The 18,332-nt window shown below is 44.2% G+C and carries 18 protein-coding genes; 14 read left to right on the top strand and 4 right to left on the bottom strand.

The window, feature by feature from the left end; translation table 11 throughout:
- Positions 1-7 precede the first annotated feature (7 nt).
- The 4 genes from FNC98_RS09025 to FNC98_RS09010 all read left to right on the top strand — a co-directional run bounded on the left by FNC98_RS09025 (position 8) and on the right by FNC98_RS09010 (position 3,679).
- Complete coding sequence (locus tag FNC98_RS09025) at positions 8-958, top strand: HlyD family secretion protein (RefSeq protein WP_143580917.1); 951 nt, start codon at positions 8-10, stop codon at positions 956-958.
- Positions 955-1,902: an ATP-binding cassette domain-containing protein gene (locus FNC98_RS09020; RefSeq protein ID WP_143580916.1), complete on the top strand. Its 948-nt coding sequence runs from the start codon at positions 955-957 to the stop codon at positions 1,900-1,902. The genes FNC98_RS09025 and FNC98_RS09020 overlap by 4 nt, the downstream gene beginning before the upstream one ends.
- Complete coding sequence (locus FNC98_RS09015; protein ID WP_143580915.1) at positions 1,899-3,044, top strand: ABC transporter permease; 1,146 nt, start codon at positions 1,899-1,901, stop codon at positions 3,042-3,044. The genes FNC98_RS09020 and FNC98_RS09015 overlap by 4 nt, the downstream gene beginning before the upstream one ends.
- A gap of 182 nt (positions 3,045-3,226) precedes the next feature.
- Complete coding sequence (locus tag FNC98_RS09010) at positions 3,227-3,679, top strand: hypothetical protein (protein ID WP_143580914.1); 453 nt, start codon at positions 3,227-3,229, stop codon at positions 3,677-3,679.
- Positions 3,680-3,710: 31 nt separating this feature from the next.
- On the opposite strand, the gene FNC98_RS09005 is transcribed toward FNC98_RS09010, so the two are convergent.
- Positions 3,711-4,193 (bottom strand): YchJ family protein, encoded by a 483-nt coding sequence (locus FNC98_RS09005; protein WP_143580913.1) that lies wholly within the window; start codon positions 4,191-4,193, stop codon positions 3,711-3,713.
- Between the two features lie 432 nt (positions 4,194-4,625).
- On the opposite strand from FNC98_RS09005, the gene FNC98_RS09000 reads away from it, so the two are divergent.
- The 6 genes from FNC98_RS09000 (at position 4,626) to FNC98_RS08975 (ending at position 7,886) form a co-directional block, all read left to right on the top strand.
- Positions 4,626-5,114, top strand: a complete 489-nt coding sequence (locus tag FNC98_RS09000) for a nuclear transport factor 2 family protein (protein ID WP_143580912.1) — start codon at positions 4,626-4,628, stop codon at positions 5,112-5,114.
- A complete protein-coding gene (locus FNC98_RS08995; RefSeq protein WP_143580911.1) occupies positions 5,104-5,424 on the top strand; it encodes an antibiotic biosynthesis monooxygenase family protein in 321 nt (106 codons plus the stop codon). Before FNC98_RS09000 ends, FNC98_RS08995 begins: the two co-directional genes overlap by 11 nt.
- Positions 5,408-5,860, top strand: a complete 453-nt coding sequence (locus tag FNC98_RS08990; RefSeq protein ID WP_260680329.1) for a VOC family protein — start codon at positions 5,408-5,410, stop codon at positions 5,858-5,860. The genes FNC98_RS08995 and FNC98_RS08990 overlap by 17 nt, the downstream gene beginning before the upstream one ends.
- 215 nt (positions 5,861-6,075) lie before the next feature.
- Positions 6,076-6,270: a hypothetical protein gene (locus FNC98_RS08985; protein WP_143580909.1), complete on the top strand. Its 195-nt coding sequence runs from the start codon at positions 6,076-6,078 to the stop codon at positions 6,268-6,270.
- A gap of 233 nt (positions 6,271-6,503) precedes the next feature.
- Entirely contained in the window at positions 6,504-6,896 is a 393-nt protein-coding gene (locus tag FNC98_RS08980) for a hypothetical protein (RefSeq protein WP_143580908.1), read from the top strand.
- A gap of 69 nt (positions 6,897-6,965) precedes the next feature.
- Positions 6,966-7,886, top strand: coding sequence for a hypothetical protein (locus FNC98_RS08975; RefSeq protein ID WP_143580907.1), 921 nt, complete (start codon positions 6,966-6,968; stop codon positions 7,884-7,886).
- A 130-nt stretch (positions 7,887-8,016) separates the two neighbouring features.
- Here the strand turns inward: FNC98_RS08975 and FNC98_RS08970 are convergent, their stop codons facing one another.
- From FNC98_RS08970 to FNC98_RS08960, 3 genes are all read right to left on the bottom strand, one after another.
- Positions 8,017-8,496: a hypothetical protein gene (locus tag FNC98_RS08970; RefSeq protein WP_143580906.1), complete on the bottom strand. Its 480-nt coding sequence runs from the start codon at positions 8,494-8,496 to the stop codon at positions 8,017-8,019.
- Between the two features lie 334 nt (positions 8,497-8,830).
- On the bottom strand, positions 8,831-10,567 hold the full coding sequence (locus FNC98_RS08965; protein ID WP_143580905.1) for a thiamine pyrophosphate-binding protein: 1,737 nt from the start codon (positions 10,565-10,567) through the stop codon (positions 8,831-8,833).
- Between the two features lie 18 nt (positions 10,568-10,585).
- On the bottom strand, positions 10,586-12,199 hold the full coding sequence (locus FNC98_RS08960; RefSeq protein ID WP_143580904.1) for an FAD-binding dehydrogenase: 1,614 nt from the start codon (positions 12,197-12,199) through the stop codon (positions 10,586-10,588).
- Positions 12,200-12,336: 137 nt separating this feature from the next.
- Between FNC98_RS08960 and FNC98_RS08955 the strand changes: the two genes are divergently transcribed.
- The 4 genes from FNC98_RS08955 to pta all read left to right on the top strand — a co-directional run bounded on the left by FNC98_RS08955 (position 12,337) and on the right by pta (position 17,906).
- Positions 12,337-13,350, top strand: a complete 1,014-nt coding sequence (locus FNC98_RS08955; RefSeq protein WP_143580903.1) for a response regulator transcription factor — start codon at positions 12,337-12,339, stop codon at positions 13,348-13,350.
- A gap of 123 nt (positions 13,351-13,473) precedes the next feature.
- Entirely contained in the window at positions 13,474-14,454 is a 981-nt protein-coding gene (locus FNC98_RS08950; RefSeq protein ID WP_143580902.1) for a universal stress protein, read from the top strand.
- Positions 14,455-14,592: 138 nt separating this feature from the next.
- A complete protein-coding gene (locus FNC98_RS08945; protein WP_143580901.1) occupies positions 14,593-15,795 on the top strand; it encodes an acetate kinase in 1,203 nt (400 codons plus the stop codon).
- The gene (pta, locus tag FNC98_RS08940; RefSeq protein ID WP_143580900.1) at positions 15,795-17,906 is read left to right on the top strand and encodes a phosphate acetyltransferase; all 2,112 of its coding nucleotides are present in this window, start codon (positions 15,795-15,797) and stop codon (positions 17,904-17,906) included. The genes FNC98_RS08945 and pta overlap by 1 nt, the downstream gene beginning before the upstream one ends.
- The last annotated feature ends 426 nt before the right edge of the window (positions 17,907-18,332 follow it).

Genomic DNA, 18,332 nt, shown 5'->3' with positions numbered 1-18,332 from the left:
GACGTTAATGAGACAGATCCCAATCATCTCTATTATGCTAGTTATGTTGTGTCTGACAGGCTGTGATCAGCGCCAGACTAATGTTGCACTAGGAACCCTCGAGCGAGACCGTATTGCCCATACGGCAACCATTAATGAGGTGGTCACAGATTTACCTGTGGTGCAGGGCAGTACGGTACACAAAGGCCAGATCCTCGTTAAGCTGGATGATACCGCCCAAAAGGCTGAAGTAGCTCGGGCTCATGCCGATGTTGCTGAGGCGATGGCAAATCTTGATAAGCTTCGCAACGGCGCCCGCGAGGAGGAAGTTGCTGCAGCCAGTGCGAAAGTTGCTGGGAGCCGCGCGGCATTGGTAGATAGTCAGGCTAATTACAAACGAGCTGAAGAGCTGGCAGCTCAAAACCTAATGTCTAAAGCGAACTTATCAAGAGCGCTTGCTACCCGGGATTCCGACCAGGCAGCATTAGATTCCGCTGAAGAGGAATTACGTGAATTAACTAATGGTTCGCGTCCTGAAGATATTCAAATGGCAGAAGCTCACTTAGACGCTACTAAAGCCTCACTTGCAGCTCAGGAGAAAAAGTTAAAAGATTTAACCATTCGCGCTACCCGTAATGGCATTTTAGACAATCTGCCCTGGAATCTGGGAGAGCGGGTTACCACAGGAAGTCCTCTGGCCATTGTAATGGCTGGCGACGCACCCTATGCCAGAGTCTATGTGCCAGAACCCTATCGCATCAAAATATCCGTAGGCGATCAATTAAACGTGCATATTGACGGTTTGGATAAAGCCATTTCCGGAAAAGTGCGCTGGATATCCCATGAGCCCGCTTTTACCCCTTATTACGCGTTAAACCAGGATGAAAGAGCAAGGCTCATGTACTTGGCGGAGATCCAACTGAGCAATGAGCATAAAGATCTGGCCAGTGGTGTTCCCGTTCAGGTGGACCTGCCATGAGTGAAATCCGCAAGGATTCAAAGGAACTGGTCATTAAGGCCAGAGGCCTGGGTAAAGATTTCGGCTCGCTAAAGGCCATTCAAAATCTTGATTTAGATATCGAGCGCGGCAAGATTTACGGATTTTTGGGCCCCAATGGCTGTGGAAAAACCACGTCTATTAGAATGTTAACCGGCTTGTTGATCCCAACCTATGGGGAAGTTGATGTGCTTGGCCTTCAGCTTCCGGAAGAAGCAAATCGCCTTCGCTATCATATTGGTTATATGACTCAGGTATTTTCCATGTATCGGGATTTAACGGTGCTGGAAAATTTGAGCTTTATTGCCAAAGTTTATGGCATTCATGGTGCCAGACAAAAACAACGAATCGATGAGTTACTGGAGATATATAATCTTGATAGTCTCGCCAATCAATTTGCCGGCAGCATGAGTGGCGGCCAACGCCAGCGCATGGCTTTGGCTGCGGCGGTACTTCATAAACCAGACCTGTTATTTCTTGATGAGCCCACATCAGCGGTAGACCCAGAATCGAGAAGAGATTTTTGGGAGCAATTATTTGATTTAAGTGAGTCGGGAACCAGCATTCTGGTTTCGACCCATTATATGGATGAAGCGGAGCGTTGCCATGGCTTGGCAATATTAGAAGCAGGGATCAAACGAGCCGATGGTAGTCCGGAATCTCTGATGCAGGGGATGGATGCCAATGTTGTCGAAGTTGAAAGTACTCGGATACGGCAATTAAAAAATAAACTCCTGACAGTTGATGCCATTATCAGTGCGGCACAATTGGGGACCCGGTTAAGGGTGCTGATAGATAAATCTGTGGTAGATCCTACAACGTATCTGGCCGAGTATCTGACCAGCGATGAAGTTGCATCCCTGGCAAGCGTACGTCCAAGTCTTGAAGATGTGTTTGTTACCTGCACGGGTGAGGGACGGCAATGAATTTCCTGCATCGTATTCAGGCCATTTTTTATAAGGAATTGATGCAATTAAAACGTGATCGAATGACCTTTGGTATGGTCATTATGATCCCGTTAATTCAGTTACTGTTATTTGGTTTTGCCATCAATACCAATATTCGCCACATTCCCGTCGGTCTTGTCGATCAGAGCCAAACCGCGTTAAGCCGGATCCTGGTGCAAACCATTGGCGCAACCCAGGTTGTTGAATTTACCAACCGCTACGCTTCGGTTCAGGAAGCGGAGCATGCCATTGCCAGTCAGGAAGTCAGAGCGGTATTCATTATCCCTAAAGATGTGAGCCAACGTCTGGTGCGACATAACAGCGTTGGCTTAGGAACACCGCCATCAACGGATGAAGAAACATCGCGGCCCATCGCTCAATGGCTAACGGATGGTTCCGATACCATGGTGGCGGCGAGCATTAAAGGATTGCGGAATATGTCATTAGCGGAGCTGATGAGCAAACCAGCAAACCGAAGTACACCCACCTTTGAAGTCACCTTGTTGTATAACCCCGAACAGCGAACTGTAGTGAATATCGTTCCAGGGTTAGTCGCGGTTATCTTGACCATGACGATGATCATGTTTACCTCTGCCGCTATCGTACGCGAGAGAGAGCATGGTAATCTCGAGCTGTTGATAAACACGCCGTTAAAATCTATCGAGCTGATGATAGGGAAGATCATTCCCTATATATTTATCGGGTTAGTTCAGGTTACGCTTATTTTGAGTCTCGGCTATTTCATTTTTAATGTGCCCATGAATGGCAGTATGCTGGCGTTGGCGGGTATTACCCTGCTGTTCATCGCCGCTTCGTTAGTGCTTGGTCTGGTGATTTCAACAATTGCCAAGAATCAATTGCAATCAATGCAGATGACGGTATTTGTGCTGTTACCTTCGATATTGTTATCGGGATTTATGTTTCCCTATGAGGGGATGCCAAGAATTGCTCAGATCATTGCCGAAGCCTTGCCTGCAACGCACTTTATGCGGCTAATTCGTGGCGTGGTGTTAAGGGATGTTGAAGTGATGGAAATGACCTTCGATCTATATTGGCTTGCCGGTTTTACCATTCTTGGTTTAGCCATCGCAGCGCTAAGGTTTAAAAAACGACTCGACTAGTTGGTTTTGTTACATTTGACGGATTGTAAAGCGGCGGTAATTGCAGTAGCTTATACCAATCCCACTAAGTTTGTGCACAACTCAGAGTTAGGGCCGAGGTTCATTTACAACATAGAATTTATTGATATAGTCATTCTATATTAATGTGGTATTAGGATAATAAAAACAACGAGATAGCGCTAATGACAATCAAGTCCTTTCTAAAACAACTGGCGTTTTTGCTACTGGTTTTTCTGGTCGCAGCATCTTTCACCTCATTTAAAACTATCGCATCAAATACTCCCGATTCGCATTCATCATTACTAGGCACCTGGAGACTACTCGATGGCGAATACGTTAACGAGAAGGGTGAAATTAAGCGCTATGCCGATTTAAAAATGACCGCTTTGAAAGTGATAGACAAACGTCATTTCAGTTTTATCAGCATGGCTGATGGTAAGTTCTGGGCGTCAGGTGCTGGCACCTACAAAGTAGAACAGAACCGATATCAGGAAACGCTGAATTTAGCTTCCTTTACACAAAACCCGAATGAGCGTTATGTATTCACCTTCCGTATCGACGGTGATGTCTGGATCCTTGAGCGTTTTAATGAGCAGGGGGAAAGGGTCGAGCTTGAACGCTGGCAGCGTCAGTAGCCGACAATTTCTCTGTACCCGAGAAATGCATTTAGCTGCTTAGAAGCATGTGGCATTTTTTGAATTTTTTACCGCTGCCACACGGACAAGGATCGTTGCGTTTTAATTCAGGAAGTAGTTGGTGTTCTTTAACGTCACCGTCGAGGTAACGCCACTGACCATCTTCCATACAGAAACGAGAATTTTCCTGCATTAACCAACGTTTGCCCTGATGCAGATATTGAGCGCTAAATTCAACAAAATGAAAATCATCAGCACTGTAGTCAGTAGAAATTATCTCAAGTTTTAGCCAAATGGTTTGTTCAGCCCATTGTTGAATGTCCGCTTGTGAATTGTTGGCTCGTTCTCGTTGAGACCAGGTTTGCACCAGATAAGGTGCTAATTTTAGGGCATAGGCGCTATAACGAGAACGCATCAGCTGTTCAGCAGTTTCTGCAACGGCCTGTCCAAGGTGCAGAGGCTGGCAGCAATCGGCATAATTTCGGGTGGAACCGCAAGGACAGAATTGAGACATTAACATTACTTATACCAATCCCATTAAATTATTGCTCACTCAGTGAGAATTTAAAGGCGTTTAGACAAGGCTTTGATTGCAGAGAATGGTTATTCCGCTCTCAAAATTAGCCAAAATCAGTAACGTAGTCCAAATGCCTTTAAAACTCACCCGTAGGGAGTTAGTGAGAGGCCCATTTACTGCCCTATATTTCATTAATATAGAATGACTATATCAATAAAATCTATGTTGTAAATGAACCTCGGCCCTAACTCTGAGTTGTGCACAAACTTAATGGGATTGGTATTAATACAGATGGATATAGCGCACATTGTATCAGTATTGGCCTGATAAATGTTAGAACCTAGCAACATAACAACGCACCAATACAAAGACGCAACAACGCAACAAGGTTAGATAGAAAAACCATTGAACTTAATTGATGGAGTCATTATGAAACTCAACAAGTTGTTATTCGCAATCTTGTTTTTACAAATCCCTGCCATTGCATGTGCCAAGGGTAATGGAACACCGGATATCGATTTTTCGAAGCAGGTTAACCCAGCATTGGCGAAAGAGATTTATCAGCAGGATCAAGGCTTGTTTAGCGCCTTTAATGCGAAAAATGTTGAAGGCGTGCTTCACTATTTCAGTGAAGATCTTGAGTTTTATCACGATACTGGAGGCCTTAGTAATTACCAACAGAATGTCGTTAACACCGGCAATTTACTTAGCCGTGAAGACAGTCCAACCAGGCGTTTGATTAGTGACGACTTTGAAGTACATCCCATTAAAGGTTTTGGTGCGATTCAAACCGGTTCCCATCAGTTTTGTCATATAGAAAATGGTAAAAATGACTGTGGTACATTCAAGTTCTTACACATCTGGAAAAAGACAGAGCAGGGCTGGAAAATTACCCGCGTGGTGAGTTATGACCATTAAAACTGAGCAGGTTTATGCGGTAATATTTACCGCCACCATGAAGCAAGTAGATGACGAATACCTGCAAATGGCAAATCGTTTGCGGGATTTGGCTTTCGCGGAGTTTAGCTGTTTAGAGTTCAATGCCGTTACTGAGGGGGATAAAGAGGTAGCGATTTCCTATTGGCCATCAAAGCAACATATCCTCGATTGGAAACAACACCCATTACATAAAAAAGCTCAAAAGCTAGGGCAGGAGCGTTGGTATTCGGATTATCGCGTTCAGGTTGTACATGTTGAGCGGGAGTATAAATTTGCAAACCAAGATTAATCCTTTTCATTACGCCTTTAAGGTGAAAGATTTAGCAGGCACCAGAGCGTTTTATATCGATATTCTGGGTTGTAAAGAAGGGCGTTCGACCGATACCTGGGTTGATTTTGATTTCTATGGTCATCAACTATCAGCACACCTTGGCAAAGTTGAACCACTGGATTTCATCGGTAAAGTTGATGGCATCGATGTACCCATTCCACATTTCGGTTGTCTGTTAACCTATGAGCAATTTAATACGTTAGCCAAACGTTTAGAGAACGCGAATGTGGAATTTCTTGTTAAACCTCAAACCCGGTATGAAGGCAAAAGCGGCCAGCAGCAAACCATGTTTGTACTGGATTTCAGCGGCAACCCTTTGGAATTTAAATCCTTCAACGATGATTCAGAAATCTTCATGGGGTCAGAGTCAATTTCAAAAAAACAATATTCATAAATATCATTAGGTTAGTACCTATTGGTTGATGACTCTGACCCTTTAAATTTATATATACTTTTGAAGTTGTACGAACTCTTGCTCGCTAAACGATCCGATCTCAATAACTTGAAACAATAACTCGAGGAGTATCATTCAAGATGGTGTGGGACTTAAATTTTGCAATCGCCTGTGGCGTCATATCGACAATCATCTGTTGGCCGTTGTATAAGTACATGTTTAAGGCTATCAACCAAGCCAACAATGAATTTGATAAAGGTGCCAAGTCACTCAAGCTTTCAAATTTACGATCACAAGAAACAAAAGAAGGTTTTTGGTATGCGGCTGTCGCCGCCGCGATTCTGCCGAGTATTCCCAATATATTTGTTGCTTTTATAATTTATGCTTTGGTCAGCTTTATGTTGGGGTGATAATTTTTGAAATCTTCATGGGGTCAGAGTCAATTTCCAAAAAACAATATCTATATATATCATTAGGTTAGTGCCTATAGAGTGATGACTCTGACCCCATTATCATCCATAAAGGCTAAGCAAATCACTTGTTTGTCAGCTTAAATATCATGCATGCTTAAGAGGTTTACCTTAATCACCAGAATAGGTATGATGAGTTTCGTAAGTATCTGATAATAAACAAGGATTGTTTCATGTTTCGTAGTATTTTGATTTTAGCGTCTGCTGCTGTTCTGTCTGCCTGTGGTGGTAGCAAGGATGACACCGAAGAATGTCCAACCGTTGTCGAACCCGTCGTAATCCCAGCGATAAGTGTGAATTTCTTTGATATGGACATGGAAGCACTCAATGTCTGTGACGCCATCGTAACCATTTCCAGCCCTGACAATTCTGAAACCATTTATGGTTCTGCACTCAGTGATTGTGAAAACACTAATAGCATTGTCGGTGGTTATGATTTGGTTGGACACGACGTCCTTGTTGAAAAGGCGGGATTCGTCAGTCAATCCTTCGAAGAAATTACCCCTATCGAAACCACATGTTCCTACGAAACCTATGAGTTGGATGTGTATTTAGATAAAAACTAGTCGCCGCTATTGAATATATGGAAGCTTCCCCAATCAATTTACTTTACTAACTAAAAGAAAGGAGTTCTTATGAATGTTCGTGCTGTTTTACCTGTTTTAACCGGATTATTATTACTGGGCTGCAACGACGGCAATGATAGTGAAAGTATCGACAGTATTAGCTTTTCTTCGATGGCACTATCGGAATGCGTTAGCCAAAGCGCTTCCTATAATGATTACGAAAAAATTGGCGAGGTAGAAGTACTATCTTGTAGAAGCACGGATAGCGGATTGCTGGACCAAAATGCGCTTGAAGAAATGAGCCAGTTTTATAATCTGAAAACTCTGCATCTAGGTTATATGGGATCACAGGTTGATTTTGATGGCAGCCTATTTCCTAATCTACAAACATTCAGATGTGATGATTGCGGCATTCAGACCATGGATCTTAGCCAAAACCCAGAACTCACGTCATTTGAGATTTGGACAAATCGTTATCTTAACGAACTCGATTTTAGCCACAATCCAAACCTTACCAAACTCAATCTTGCAGGCGTCAGTATTATTGATTTGGACCTAGGCTCACAAGAATTTTTGCAAGAAGCTTATCTGGTGGGACGCAATCCCTACAGAGACTTACGTTTCCTGGATTTTTCAGAAGCAACGGCATTAGAAAAGTTAGATATGTTATTCATCGGGGCTGACTATCTGGATTTGTCCAACAATAAGGCTTTATCGTGGTTAGATATCCGCAATTCAAACTTGGAGTCTATTGTCATTGGCAGTCAAGTGCTACAACGTTATGCGGTGATGGATAGTTATTTATACAGCGTTGATGTTGAAGCTTTTCCAGAATTAAGATCTTTGGTTCTTTATGGTAACCAGATAGGTTATATAAATCTTGATCAAAACCCGAATCTGGAACTGGTAAATCTTGAGAAAAATCCTCTATCAACCGAAATGCTGAGCTATTTACAGTCCATTTCCTGGGTTGACAGAATCGTTTATTAATCAGGATTCTATCTACTAGAAAGGGTAAGAAAAATAGCGTTATAGAACTGTTTATACGGAAATAACGGTAACCTTTCAGTGGCTATGTCGTGATAAAATCAGTAATAAGCGCACGTCGAATCTATTCAGATTAGTGAGCAACAGCCATTAAACTCATTTCTTCTTCAATCACGATACAACGACAATCGTGTTGCTCTGCGGTAATCGTTAACAAGCGCAATTGTTGTTCAGTGAATTGCTGATCTGCAATCATTAATGTTGAACAGTTCCCAGCTTTAATTGTGTTAATTAGGGTAGCAAATTTCACTTCTTTTTTCGGGTTAACTGCCAACATATTGTTGGTGTTTTCGAGAATCGATAATGCCTTTAGTTGAGCCTTGTTGGCATTAACTACCATCACCCATTTGTCACTTTGATGGCGAATTAAATTCTGCTGATACACATCTTTCCAAGAACAAACTAACTGGCTTTTTTCACGTTTTTGAAAGTTATTACCTGGAAACGGAACGATATTTGCTGCCGGAGAAACTAGACCTGTATTTGTCACTAAAGCTTTATTTTCAATAGCTTGCATAGTTTCTTTGTTAATGTTTTTGGCTGCGTTAATCATCTGTATTTCCTTAAATGCAAATATACTGTATGGATGTACAGTATTTTAATTTTGCGCAGAACGCAAGCATTTTTTTTATAAAAAGTGAGCGGGAGAAAGAGGGAGGTGGAAGAGGAAGGTGGGAGGTGGAAGAGGAAGGTGGAAGATATAGCTGACTATATACGATGCTTTGGGCTATCGGTTTTCGTATATGCTGAGGAGCTGACAAAACACAGTGCTGTGGACTGCGAATTCTTGTGTTTGCTGACGAGTTTTTGTTTAGTTGGTTTTGCCGTTTGAGATCAAAAAAGGCTAGCGCAATGCTAGCCTTTTTGTTTTGGTTTTCACTTATCGCTTAGTCGGTGATTTTGCGATAAATCGCACGGCCAATCATTCGCACTTTAGTACTTAGTGGCATGCGTTTTAAGTTGGTTTTAACTATGCCCTGAGTAAATGCCGTGGCTTTTGAATAATCAATATTGATATCCAATATCACCGGACGATTGCGCTTGGCTAATTCTCTTGCCTCGCTAATGGCAACGTTAAGATCGTCATTGGTTTCTACTCTGACATAATCAGCACCGGTAGCTATGGCAATGCCTTGCAGTTTTGTCTGTGGCAAAACGGTACAGGTTTTACGGTTGTATGGAATTTGTTGAGCCTGAGATATTTGGGATAGCTCACCATCGTTAAAGACACCAATAATGACACCGATTTCGTTATTTACGGCAGTCGCCAGTTCCATGCAGGTCATCATAAACGCACCATCGCCAACGATGGCGACGGTTTCCTGCTCTGGGTGAGCAAAAGCGGTGGCAATCGCCGCAGGCGTTGCGTAACCCATGCAGTTAAAATCTGTTGGCGAGATGAATCCTCGGGCTTTATGAATCGGCATTAACTCTGCGGATAAGAACGTATGGTTGCCATCATCAACAACGATATTTGCATCATCATCTAATTGGCTACGTAATTCATCGAAGAACAGGGCGGGGTTAACACGTTCTTTGCTGTCATGATCGTACCAGCTTTTACGATATGCGGCCTTGTTAGCGGCAATTTCTGCAGCAATAGCTGCACTATCTTTGCTTTCACCCTGAGCCAGTAATTCGGTTAACAGCGCTTGAGCTACCTGCTGGGCATCGCCTTCGATTGCAATTTGGGTAGGAAAGTTTTTACCGAATACTTCCGGGTTGATATCAATATGAATTAGATTATCCGGAAGTTCACCACCGAAGCTTCCTGTTGCGATTTCTGCAAAGCGGGTTCCAATTGCTAATACACAATCGGCTTTGGCGAAGGCTTTTTGCGGTGCATCGGCTGCTGCCGTGCCAAAACAAAAACCTGCATGCATCGGATGATTTGCAGGAAATGCACTGATCCCTTGTAAAGACGTAGAAACCGGAGAACCAATATGTTCGGCAATTTTTACCAACTCATCGAATGCACCGACGGCGCCCCAACCAGCAAAGATAACTGGATTTTTCGCTTGATATAAACGTTGTGCAGCCGAGCGAATGGCCGTCATTTGTGGATCAGAAAGGTCATTTTTCGCTGTCTTAACATAAGAGCTTAGAGAAGATACCTCAGCTTTATCTAATTGTAGATTTACCGGTAGTTCAACAAATACCGGACCGGGCTCACCAGTTACCGCAATATCATAAGCCTTATAAATGGTATCGATAATCTCTTCATGGGTGGCAATTTTAAACTGTGCTTTGGTGAAACCTTCCACCAGTTTTAACTGGTCAAGCTGGTGTAATTGATAATCGAATTTAGAGTCATTACGGATGCCCCCTGATATTACCAACATCGGAATACCATCAAGATACGCTTCGGCAACACCACTTGCGGCGTGAGTAATACCTGCGGCCGGGACGATAAGCATAGAGCCAATACCGTCTGTGGTTCTGGAAATGGCATCGGCCATAAAGCCACCATGGGCTTCGTGGGTTACGAGATACGGAGTGATTTGCTCAGAATTATTAAGCTCATCATAAAGCTCGGTATTATGTACGCCCGGTATCCCGAACGTGTACTTAACGCCAACCTGTTCCATGGCGTAACGTGCTAACCAGGCACCTGTTTTCTTCATCGTAAATCCTATAAATTGTTATTCGTTTGTTGTAATCGCACGCGCTGCTTGTTGTGCGGTTAGAATACAGCCAGACAGGAAAGTTCCTTCTAACGACCTGGCACCACTGGCGCCACCGCCACCAAAGCCCGCCGCTTCACCAACCGCATACAACCCTGGGATCGGCTGCTGGGATAAGTCTAGTACCTGAGAGCTGAGATTAGTCTGAATGCCGCCCAAGCTCTTTCTGGAAATCAAAGCCACTTTTATCGCGATCAATGGACCATGCTTTTGATCCTGAATCGGATGAGGCTTACAGGTTCTCAGCTTATCGGCTTTCCATTTTCTGGCGTGTTCGATATGGCGAATTTGATCATCATTCCATTGACTCTCGGGACGCGCCAGTATCTCGTCATAGTCATCTAACGTTTGTTGTAGCACAACTGGATCGATATCTTCGCTGCCAGTTAGCTTATTCATCTCTTTGCAAAGTTCGTCAAGATTATCGGCAACGATAAAATGATCGCTGCTATCCTGCATTTCTTTAACGAATCTATGATTACCGAGTATGGTTTCTTTCAGGAAAGTTAAAAACTTCTTATCGCGGATCATGACATTGTGCTCAGAACCGGAAACGGCAAATTCTTTACTGGCAATTTTCCAGTTAAGAACATGCCAGGCATAACCTTTTTCCTGGTCAGCCATACGCTGGCAAAGATAGTTGGTATCAAAGCCGGTGACCAAAGGATCCGGTCCGATCCTTTTACCCTGATAGTCGAGCCAAAGGGCAGATTTACAAGGGATTAAACTCAAGCCGTGGCCTTCAAAGTGAGGCTTAGGGTGGGGGATACCTGCCGCATAGTTCCACATTTTATCCATATGGGTTAGCTGCCCACCATGACGATTCACTTCATCATGCATAGCGCCATCGCTACTCGGATGTGTACCATTTAATAGTTGCTCTGGTGCCTTTGACCAATGAGCTGGCCAGTTTGCTTTAACCTTTTCGATATTGCCAGTAAAGCCACCAGTTGCAACAACAATTTCCGTCGCATGGTATTCGCTAACCGAAGCAGGGTCGCCATCGGCGTTAATAGCAATACAACCGGCGATTTTACCGCCTTGATTCACTAGCTCAGTTACTATGCGATTGAACTCTATGGTTAATTTCTGTTGTTGTTGGAACGGCTCAAGCGCTTTTAGCACTACCTTGACCAGTTCCAGTGATGTACCCCAGATAACGTGGTAACGAGGTACTGAATTCCCTGGAGAGAACAATCCTCGTTCTACCCAGTTAACGGCAGGCAAAAACTTGATGCCAAGATCGCGAAGATAACAATAAACATCCTGATAGCTTCTGTTAACGTAAAACTCGGCCCATTGTTTGGGAAATACATCCTGGTCGGTAAAGTCGGCAAATGCCTGCCAGTCTTTTAAAGCAATTTCCGGCGTATCAATGATACCGTTGCGTTTTTGCTCGGGGGTACCCACTAAAGCCATGCCACCAAAAGCCCAACGCGCCAGGCCGCCAATCTCTGCTTCATCCTGGGCATCGATAATGTGCACCGTCTTGCCTTTGCGCAGTAATTCTAGGGCACAGGTTAAACCTGCAATGCCAGCGCCAACGATGATTACATCCGCTTTTTGTTCCATAAATAACCTTTTAATTCTTTAACGAATTTGTCTGTCTGTTGCGTGAATTCGCCCAGAAAGACATAATGCGATTAACTTCATAATAATAAATGCGTGCAACAGCGCTATAGTAAAAATTACCCAATGGTAGTTATTTAATGATCACACAAGACTCTAACGCAGCAACCACCTTGCCTATGCAACAACTTATTTCCCGCTTGTATACCGCAACCAGTCGCATCGAACTGCAGGAATTTCGCCATTGGGCGTTGGCGCAATTACAGGGTGTTATCGATTTCGATGGGGCCATTTGGAGTAATGGTCATCAGCAAACCTTAACTTTTCACAATCGAACCCGATTTAATGTCCCTGAGCAGCTGTCTGAGTTGTTATTAAAGTATTTGGCTATTAACCCGATGGCTGATGTGATGCTGAGCAATCTTGGTAAGCCCATCGATATGCAGGACTTACTTGCCGATGAAGAGTTTTATCAGTCGCAAATTTATCAAAAGTGTTTTCAGCCCTTAGGCATTGAGAGAATTCTTGCTTCCATGCACCTGGACGAGCGCAGCGGTTTATTCACCTTGTTAACTCTGTACCGCTTTGAACGAGATAAGCCGTTTTCAGCAGAGGATAAAGCCAATCAATCGATTGCTTTATATCATTTGCTGAAAAGTGCCGAGCACGCCTTGTTTATCACTCTGGAGCAGCAACCTGATAGCGCTAATCCAAGCCATAAAGGTATTTGTGATAGCCAGGGGTACTTTCATCAGGTGCAATCAAGCATGCTGGATTTATTGGAACAACACTATCCTCAGTTCGGTAAAAGTTTTGACCGATTGCCGGATGAGTTGCTGACTTCGTTCAACACACAATTGCAATCCGACACCGCCTTCGAAGATTTTTCCGCCGGTGAAAACCTGCAATTAAAAGTCACGGATTTTGACGAACTGTTTATTGTTGAACTGTGGCCAAATGGTCCTTTGGATATGCTGACTAATCGTGAAAAACAGGTCGTAAATGCAATCAACCAGGGGATGACATTCAAGCAGGCAGCTCAGGTGTTAAACCTATCACCGTCTACTGTCTCCAATCATCTTTACCGCATCTATCAAAAACTCAATATTGGCTCTAAGGCACAATTACGCTCGCTTTTGCAGGCTGATAAGTAAACTTTGTAAAGGGTTACGCGTAACCTTGTTTGCGTAAAAAAGCACTGAAAATGCCATGAATTGGCAAGCCTAAACATCCGCATATAGACTTAAATTAATTCTAACCGTAAGGAAGATGATATTGTGTGGCTGCCTAGTAAACTTCTGTTCATTTTCAGTGAAGAAAACGATAATCAACTCGCCCTAACTCAAGCGGTAATCATGGCAAAAAACAGCCAGGCGACGCTAACCATAGTAACGGTTGTACCGACCATTTTAGATACCGAGGCCATCCTACCCGATCAGGTATCGGAATCAGATTTGCATCTTTCTGTTGTTGAGAAACACAACCAACTGTTGCACAAGCTTGATGAAAGTTACGAGCAAATTCACATCGAACACAAACTCCTTCAAGGTGTCCCTTTTATCGAGGTTATTCGCGAGGCGAGCGCCGGTGAATACGACTTAGTGATTAAATCAGCTGACGACGAAGGATTATTGAATCGTATGTTCGGTAGCTCGGATATGCGGTTACTGCGCAAATGCCCGATTCCGGTTTGGCTGGTGCAGGAAAAATCGATGGCAGCTGAACCAGCGAAGTGCTCAGTGGTGTTAGCGGCGGTAGATGCCAGCGAAAATTATCCTCAGCAGGAATTGGAAACCCGCAACGCACTAAATTTAAACGTCATAGAAATCGCTGTGTCGATTGCTTTGGCTGAAAGCGCCGAGTTACATCTGGTGTCAGTGTGGACGGCTAACTATGAAAGCGCTATGCGTGGACCATTGATAGGAACGCCAAAGGAAGAAGTGGATCGCTATGTCGATGATCTGAAGCATCGCCATGATGAGTCGTTAAATCGCCTGTTAACCAACGCCTATGAATTGCTTGGCGAAGACGTCGAAAAGTTTATAAAACCTAAGATCATTTCCCTTAAAGGCTCTCCGCGAAAGAAAATTGCCGAATACGCTGAGCAAATCGACGCCAACCTGGTGGTTATGGGAACCGTAGCCCGCACTGGTCTCGCTGGATTTATTATGGGCAATACTGCGGAAAACATTCTCTTGCAACTGCAGCAATCGGTCATTGCAGTTAAACCCAAAGGTTTTATTTCTCCAGTACTCTAATGTGTCTGCCAGACTGAAAAAATATCAGCCATAACAGAGAGTTGATATGTATTTAAGCTTTGAGCCGGTGGTCAGTTGAATGCTAAACTTCAAGTACTATTGCTTAATAAATTTCCTAGCGAATACAGGACGCCTGAAATGACAAAAGATTGTGTGTTAGTCATCAATTGTGGCAGCTCATCATTAAAATTTTCCTTAATTGTGCCGCAAAGCGGCGAAACTCTTCTCTCCGGCCTTGCTGAACGCCTGCTTAGCAATGACGCCAGTATCACCATAAAAATGGATGGCGAAAAGAATACCTCGCGGTTACCAGACCCCTTTGATCATCAAAGTGCCTTATCCCATTTAGTGGCGTTTTTGTATCAACACAAATTCGAACAACGGTTGTTAGCCATTGGCCATCGAGTCGTACATGGTGGTGAGAATTACAGTAAACCAGAATTAGTAACCGAAGTTGTCGAAAAAACCATAGAAGCACTTTCGGCACTGGCACCTTTACACAATCCGGTAAATTTAATCGGTATCCGGGCCTCTAAACAGGCGTTTAGCCACCTTCCGCAAGTCGCGGTATTCGATACTGCATTTCATCAGACCATGCCAAAAACCGCATATTTGTACGGCTTACCCTATAAGCTTTATGAGCAGCACAGTATTCGTCGTTATGGTTTCCATGGCACCAGTCACTACTTTGTATCGATGCAGTTCGCGCAGATGAACAATAAACCTATTGAAGATACTCATGTCATAACCGCTCACCTTGGCAACGGTTGTTCCATTGCTGCCATTGAAGGCGGGCAATGCGTTGACACCTCTATGGGGCTTACACCGCTTGAAGGCTTAGTGATGGGTACCCGAAGCGGTAGTTTGGATCCTGGTATCGTTTTTCATTTGTGCAAGCAACTTGGCTATAGCATTGAACAGGTGGATAGCTTGCTGAACAAAGAAAGTGGTTTGCTGGGCATTTCTGAAATCAGCAATGATTGTCGTACTCTGGAAGAAGCCATTGAGAACGATGGTAACGAACACGCAAACCTGGCGATGGATATTTTCTGTTATCAAATCAGTAAAACCATTGCCAGCTATAGCGCATCACTGAGTAAGCTTGACGGCATTGTGTTTACCGGTGGTATTGGCGAAAACTCGTCGTTAGTCAGGGAAAGGGTGGTTAATCGCTTGAAACTACTAAACCTTGCTATTGATAACGAGGCAAATCTGGCCACTCGATTTGGCAAAAGCGGCAATATTGCAAAAGCTGGACACACCGGTTGTTGGGTCATTCCAACTAATGAAGAGTGGGTCATTGCCGAACAAACCTACCAACTAATTAATGAGGGCAACTAATGGCACGTCGAATCATGTTTGTTCCGGTCGGCTTTGGGGTTGGCCTGAGTAGTGTCTCCTATGGTTTCTATCATAAGCTTCAGCAATTAGGGGTTAATGTCGGCTATTTCAAACCGATTAACCAGCCATCACGTAGCGTCATGAAAGGCCGCAAAGGCCAAAAAGACAGCAAGGCTTCGATTCACCAGCATTCTATATCGCTTTCTTACGTTGAAGAGCAGATGGGGGAAGGGCAGCAGGACGTTATTCTTGAAGAAATTGTCGGTAATTGTCAGCAGTTTGACCAGGATGTTCTGGTTATTGAAGGATTGATCCCAACTACTCGTCAGCCTTATACCGCACGATTGAATCAACTGGTTGCGCAGACCTTATCCGCCGATGTCATTTTGGTGGCAACGCCAGATAGCGATACTCCAGAAGAGTTTGAAGATCGTATTGATGTAAGCGCGAAAACCTTCGGCGGTGTTGAAAACCCGCGTTTGTTGGGGTGTGTCATTAACAAGCTTAATTCACCGGATAAAGATGTATTTGGTTTGTTGCCCAGGGAAATCGACATCAACCGAGATTTCGACATACAACCCTGGCGGGATTTAGACATATTTCATCGACCAGGGTTTGATCTTATCGGTGCGATCCCATGGGAAATCGACTTAGTCGCTCCTAGGGTGATTGATGTTTGCCAATATTTGCAAGCCAGTATTGTCAATCGCGGCGACATAGAACATCGCCGTATTCGTTCTATCAGCTTTTGTGCCCGAACCGTTGCCAACTTGACCAGTCATTTGGCTGCCGGGCGTTTGGTGGTTACCCCTGGGGATCGAACCGATATCATTATTGCCACCTGTTTGTCAGCGATGAATGGCACCAAGGTAGGGGCGCTATTGCTCACCAATGGCATTCACCCTACAGGTAAAGTGTTAGAACTGTGCCAACAGGCATTTGATACCGGCTTGCCTGTGTTATCGGTGCCTTGGGATACCTGGCAAACATCCAGGCATATGATGAGCTACAACCCTGAAATCCCGGAAGAGGACGAGCAACGGATGAATAAGATCAAGGATTATGTTGCTGATAATCTTGATCATGAGTGGCTCAGCCAGTTTGCATCTCATGAAGGCAAACCGGGCTTAATGTCGCCACCAGCGTTCCGCTTTAAACTCACCGAATTAGCACGACAAGCTCAAAAACTTGTGGTGTTACCAGAAGGTAATGAAGTTCGCACCATTAAGGCTGCAGCGATATGTGCACAGCGTAATATTGCCCGTTGTCAGCTGTTAGGAAACAAAGAAGAGATTTTGCGTACGGCGGAGCAGCAGGGTATTCAATTACCTCCCGGGGTGATTATCACTGAGCCGGAAGCAATTCGCGAAAATTATGTCGCACCTATGGTAAACCTTCGAAAACACAAAGGCTTGACTGATATTGTTGCCAGAGAAGAGCTCAAAGACAATGTTGTGCTTGGTACCATGATGCTGCAACTAGGACAGGTAGATGGCTTGGTCTCCGGTGCTGTGCATACTACCGCCAATACCATCAGACCAGCACTACAGCTTATTAAAACGGCACCAGGAACCTCACTAGTGTCTTCGGTGTTCTTTATGCTGTTGCCTGATCAGGTCTTTGTTTATGGCGATTGTGCGATTAATCCGGATCCAAGTGCCGAGCAGCTTGCTGACATTGCAATTCAATCTGCGGATTCCGCAGCGAAATTTGGTATTGAACCTAAGGTTGCAATGATCTCCTACAGTACGGGTCAATCAGGAACGGGGCAAGACGTAGAGAAGGTGGCAAAAGCGACCAAGATAGCTCAGGAAAAACGTCCTGACTTGTTAATTGATGGACCGCTGCAATATGACGCTGCGGTAATGGAAAACGTTGCCAAGAAAAAAGCGCCGAAGAGTAAGGTGGCGGGTAAAGCTACGGTCTTTATCTTCCCGGATTTGAATACCGGTAACACCACCTATAAAGCGGTACAACGTTCGGCAGATTTAGTCAGTATTGGCCCCATGCTCCAGGGTATGAATAAGCCGGTGAACGACTTATCTCGTGGCGCCTTGGTTGACGATATCGTTTATACCATCGCTCTTACCGCTATTCAGGCTGGCGGTTAAACCTTAATTGGGTCTGGAGTCGTAATTGGCTCCAACCCATTTTTCACTCTGTTCCGATAAATGTCTCGTGTTAAACGAAACTAAATCGTTTTCTCGCCAAACTAAACCAAACCGAGCCAGGCCCAACTAATCCAAACTGACCTGTTAGCCAGAGTAGCAAAATTAGTTCGCAGCTTGGGCTTCGATTAAACCACCATCTCCACATTCAATACACGGAATACACTTGTTCGGTGCGTCGCAACCGTACACTTCGATTTAACCGCCTTGCTGCCCAGTAAATCGCATACGGCCATTCGCAATTAGTAATCCCGAAACTCCGCAAACCGTCACCCCGAAACTCCCAAAACCGTCATTCCGAAACTCCCCAAATTGTCATCCCGCAATTCCCAAAACCATCATCCAGAAACGCCTAAACTCGTCCCCAAA

Source organism: Thalassotalea sp. PS06 (assembly GCF_007197775.1).
Taxonomy (GTDB): Bacteria; Pseudomonadota; Gammaproteobacteria; order Enterobacterales; family Alteromonadaceae; genus Thalassotalea_A.
The sequence above is the reverse complement of the archived record's forward strand: the minus strand, read 5'-3'. Positions and strand labels throughout refer to the sequence as shown.

Excerpts from the sequence above, each read along its gene's own strand:
- FNC98_RS09025 (WP_143580917.1), top strand. The coding sequence starts at position 8 with ATGAGACAGATCCCAATCATCTCTATTATGCTAGTTATGTTGTGTCTG.
- FNC98_RS09020 (WP_143580916.1), top strand. The coding sequence starts at position 955 with ATGAGTGAAATCCGCAAGGATTCAAAGGAACTGGTCATTAAGGCCAGA.
- FNC98_RS09015 (WP_143580915.1), top strand. The coding sequence starts at position 1,899 with ATGAATTTCCTGCATCGTATTCAGGCCATTTTTTATAAGGAATTGATG.
- FNC98_RS09010 (WP_143580914.1), top strand. The coding sequence starts at position 3,227 with ATGACAATCAAGTCCTTTCTAAAACAACTGGCGTTTTTGCTACTGGTT.
- FNC98_RS09005 (WP_143580913.1), bottom strand. The coding sequence starts at position 4,193 with ATGTCTCAATTCTGTCCTTGCGGTTCCACCCGAAATTATGCCGATTGC.
- FNC98_RS09000 (WP_143580912.1), top strand. The coding sequence starts at position 4,626 with ATGAAACTCAACAAGTTGTTATTCGCAATCTTGTTTTTACAAATCCCT.
- FNC98_RS08995 (WP_143580911.1), top strand. The coding sequence starts at position 5,104 with ATGACCATTAAAACTGAGCAGGTTTATGCGGTAATATTTACCGCCACC.
- FNC98_RS08985 (WP_143580909.1), top strand. The coding sequence starts at position 6,076 with ATGTTTAAGGCTATCAACCAAGCCAACAATGAATTTGATAAAGGTGCC.
- FNC98_RS08980 (WP_143580908.1), top strand. The coding sequence starts at position 6,504 with ATGTTTCGTAGTATTTTGATTTTAGCGTCTGCTGCTGTTCTGTCTGCC.
- FNC98_RS08975 (WP_143580907.1), top strand. The coding sequence starts at position 6,966 with ATGAATGTTCGTGCTGTTTTACCTGTTTTAACCGGATTATTATTACTG.
- FNC98_RS08970 (WP_143580906.1), bottom strand. The coding sequence starts at position 8,496 with ATGATTAACGCAGCCAAAAACATTAACAAAGAAACTATGCAAGCTATT.
- FNC98_RS08965 (WP_143580905.1), bottom strand. The coding sequence starts at position 10,567 with ATGAAGAAAACAGGTGCCTGGTTAGCACGTTACGCCATGGAACAGGTT.
- FNC98_RS08960 (WP_143580904.1), bottom strand. The coding sequence starts at position 12,199 with ATGGAACAAAAAGCGGATGTAATCATCGTTGGCGCTGGCATTGCAGGT.
- FNC98_RS08955 (WP_143580903.1), top strand. The coding sequence starts at position 12,337 with ATGATCACACAAGACTCTAACGCAGCAACCACCTTGCCTATGCAACAA.
- FNC98_RS08945 (WP_143580901.1), top strand. The coding sequence starts at position 14,593 with ATGACAAAAGATTGTGTGTTAGTCATCAATTGTGGCAGCTCATCATTA.
- pta (WP_143580900.1), top strand. The coding sequence starts at position 15,795 with ATGGCACGTCGAATCATGTTTGTTCCGGTCGGCTTTGGGGTTGGCCTG.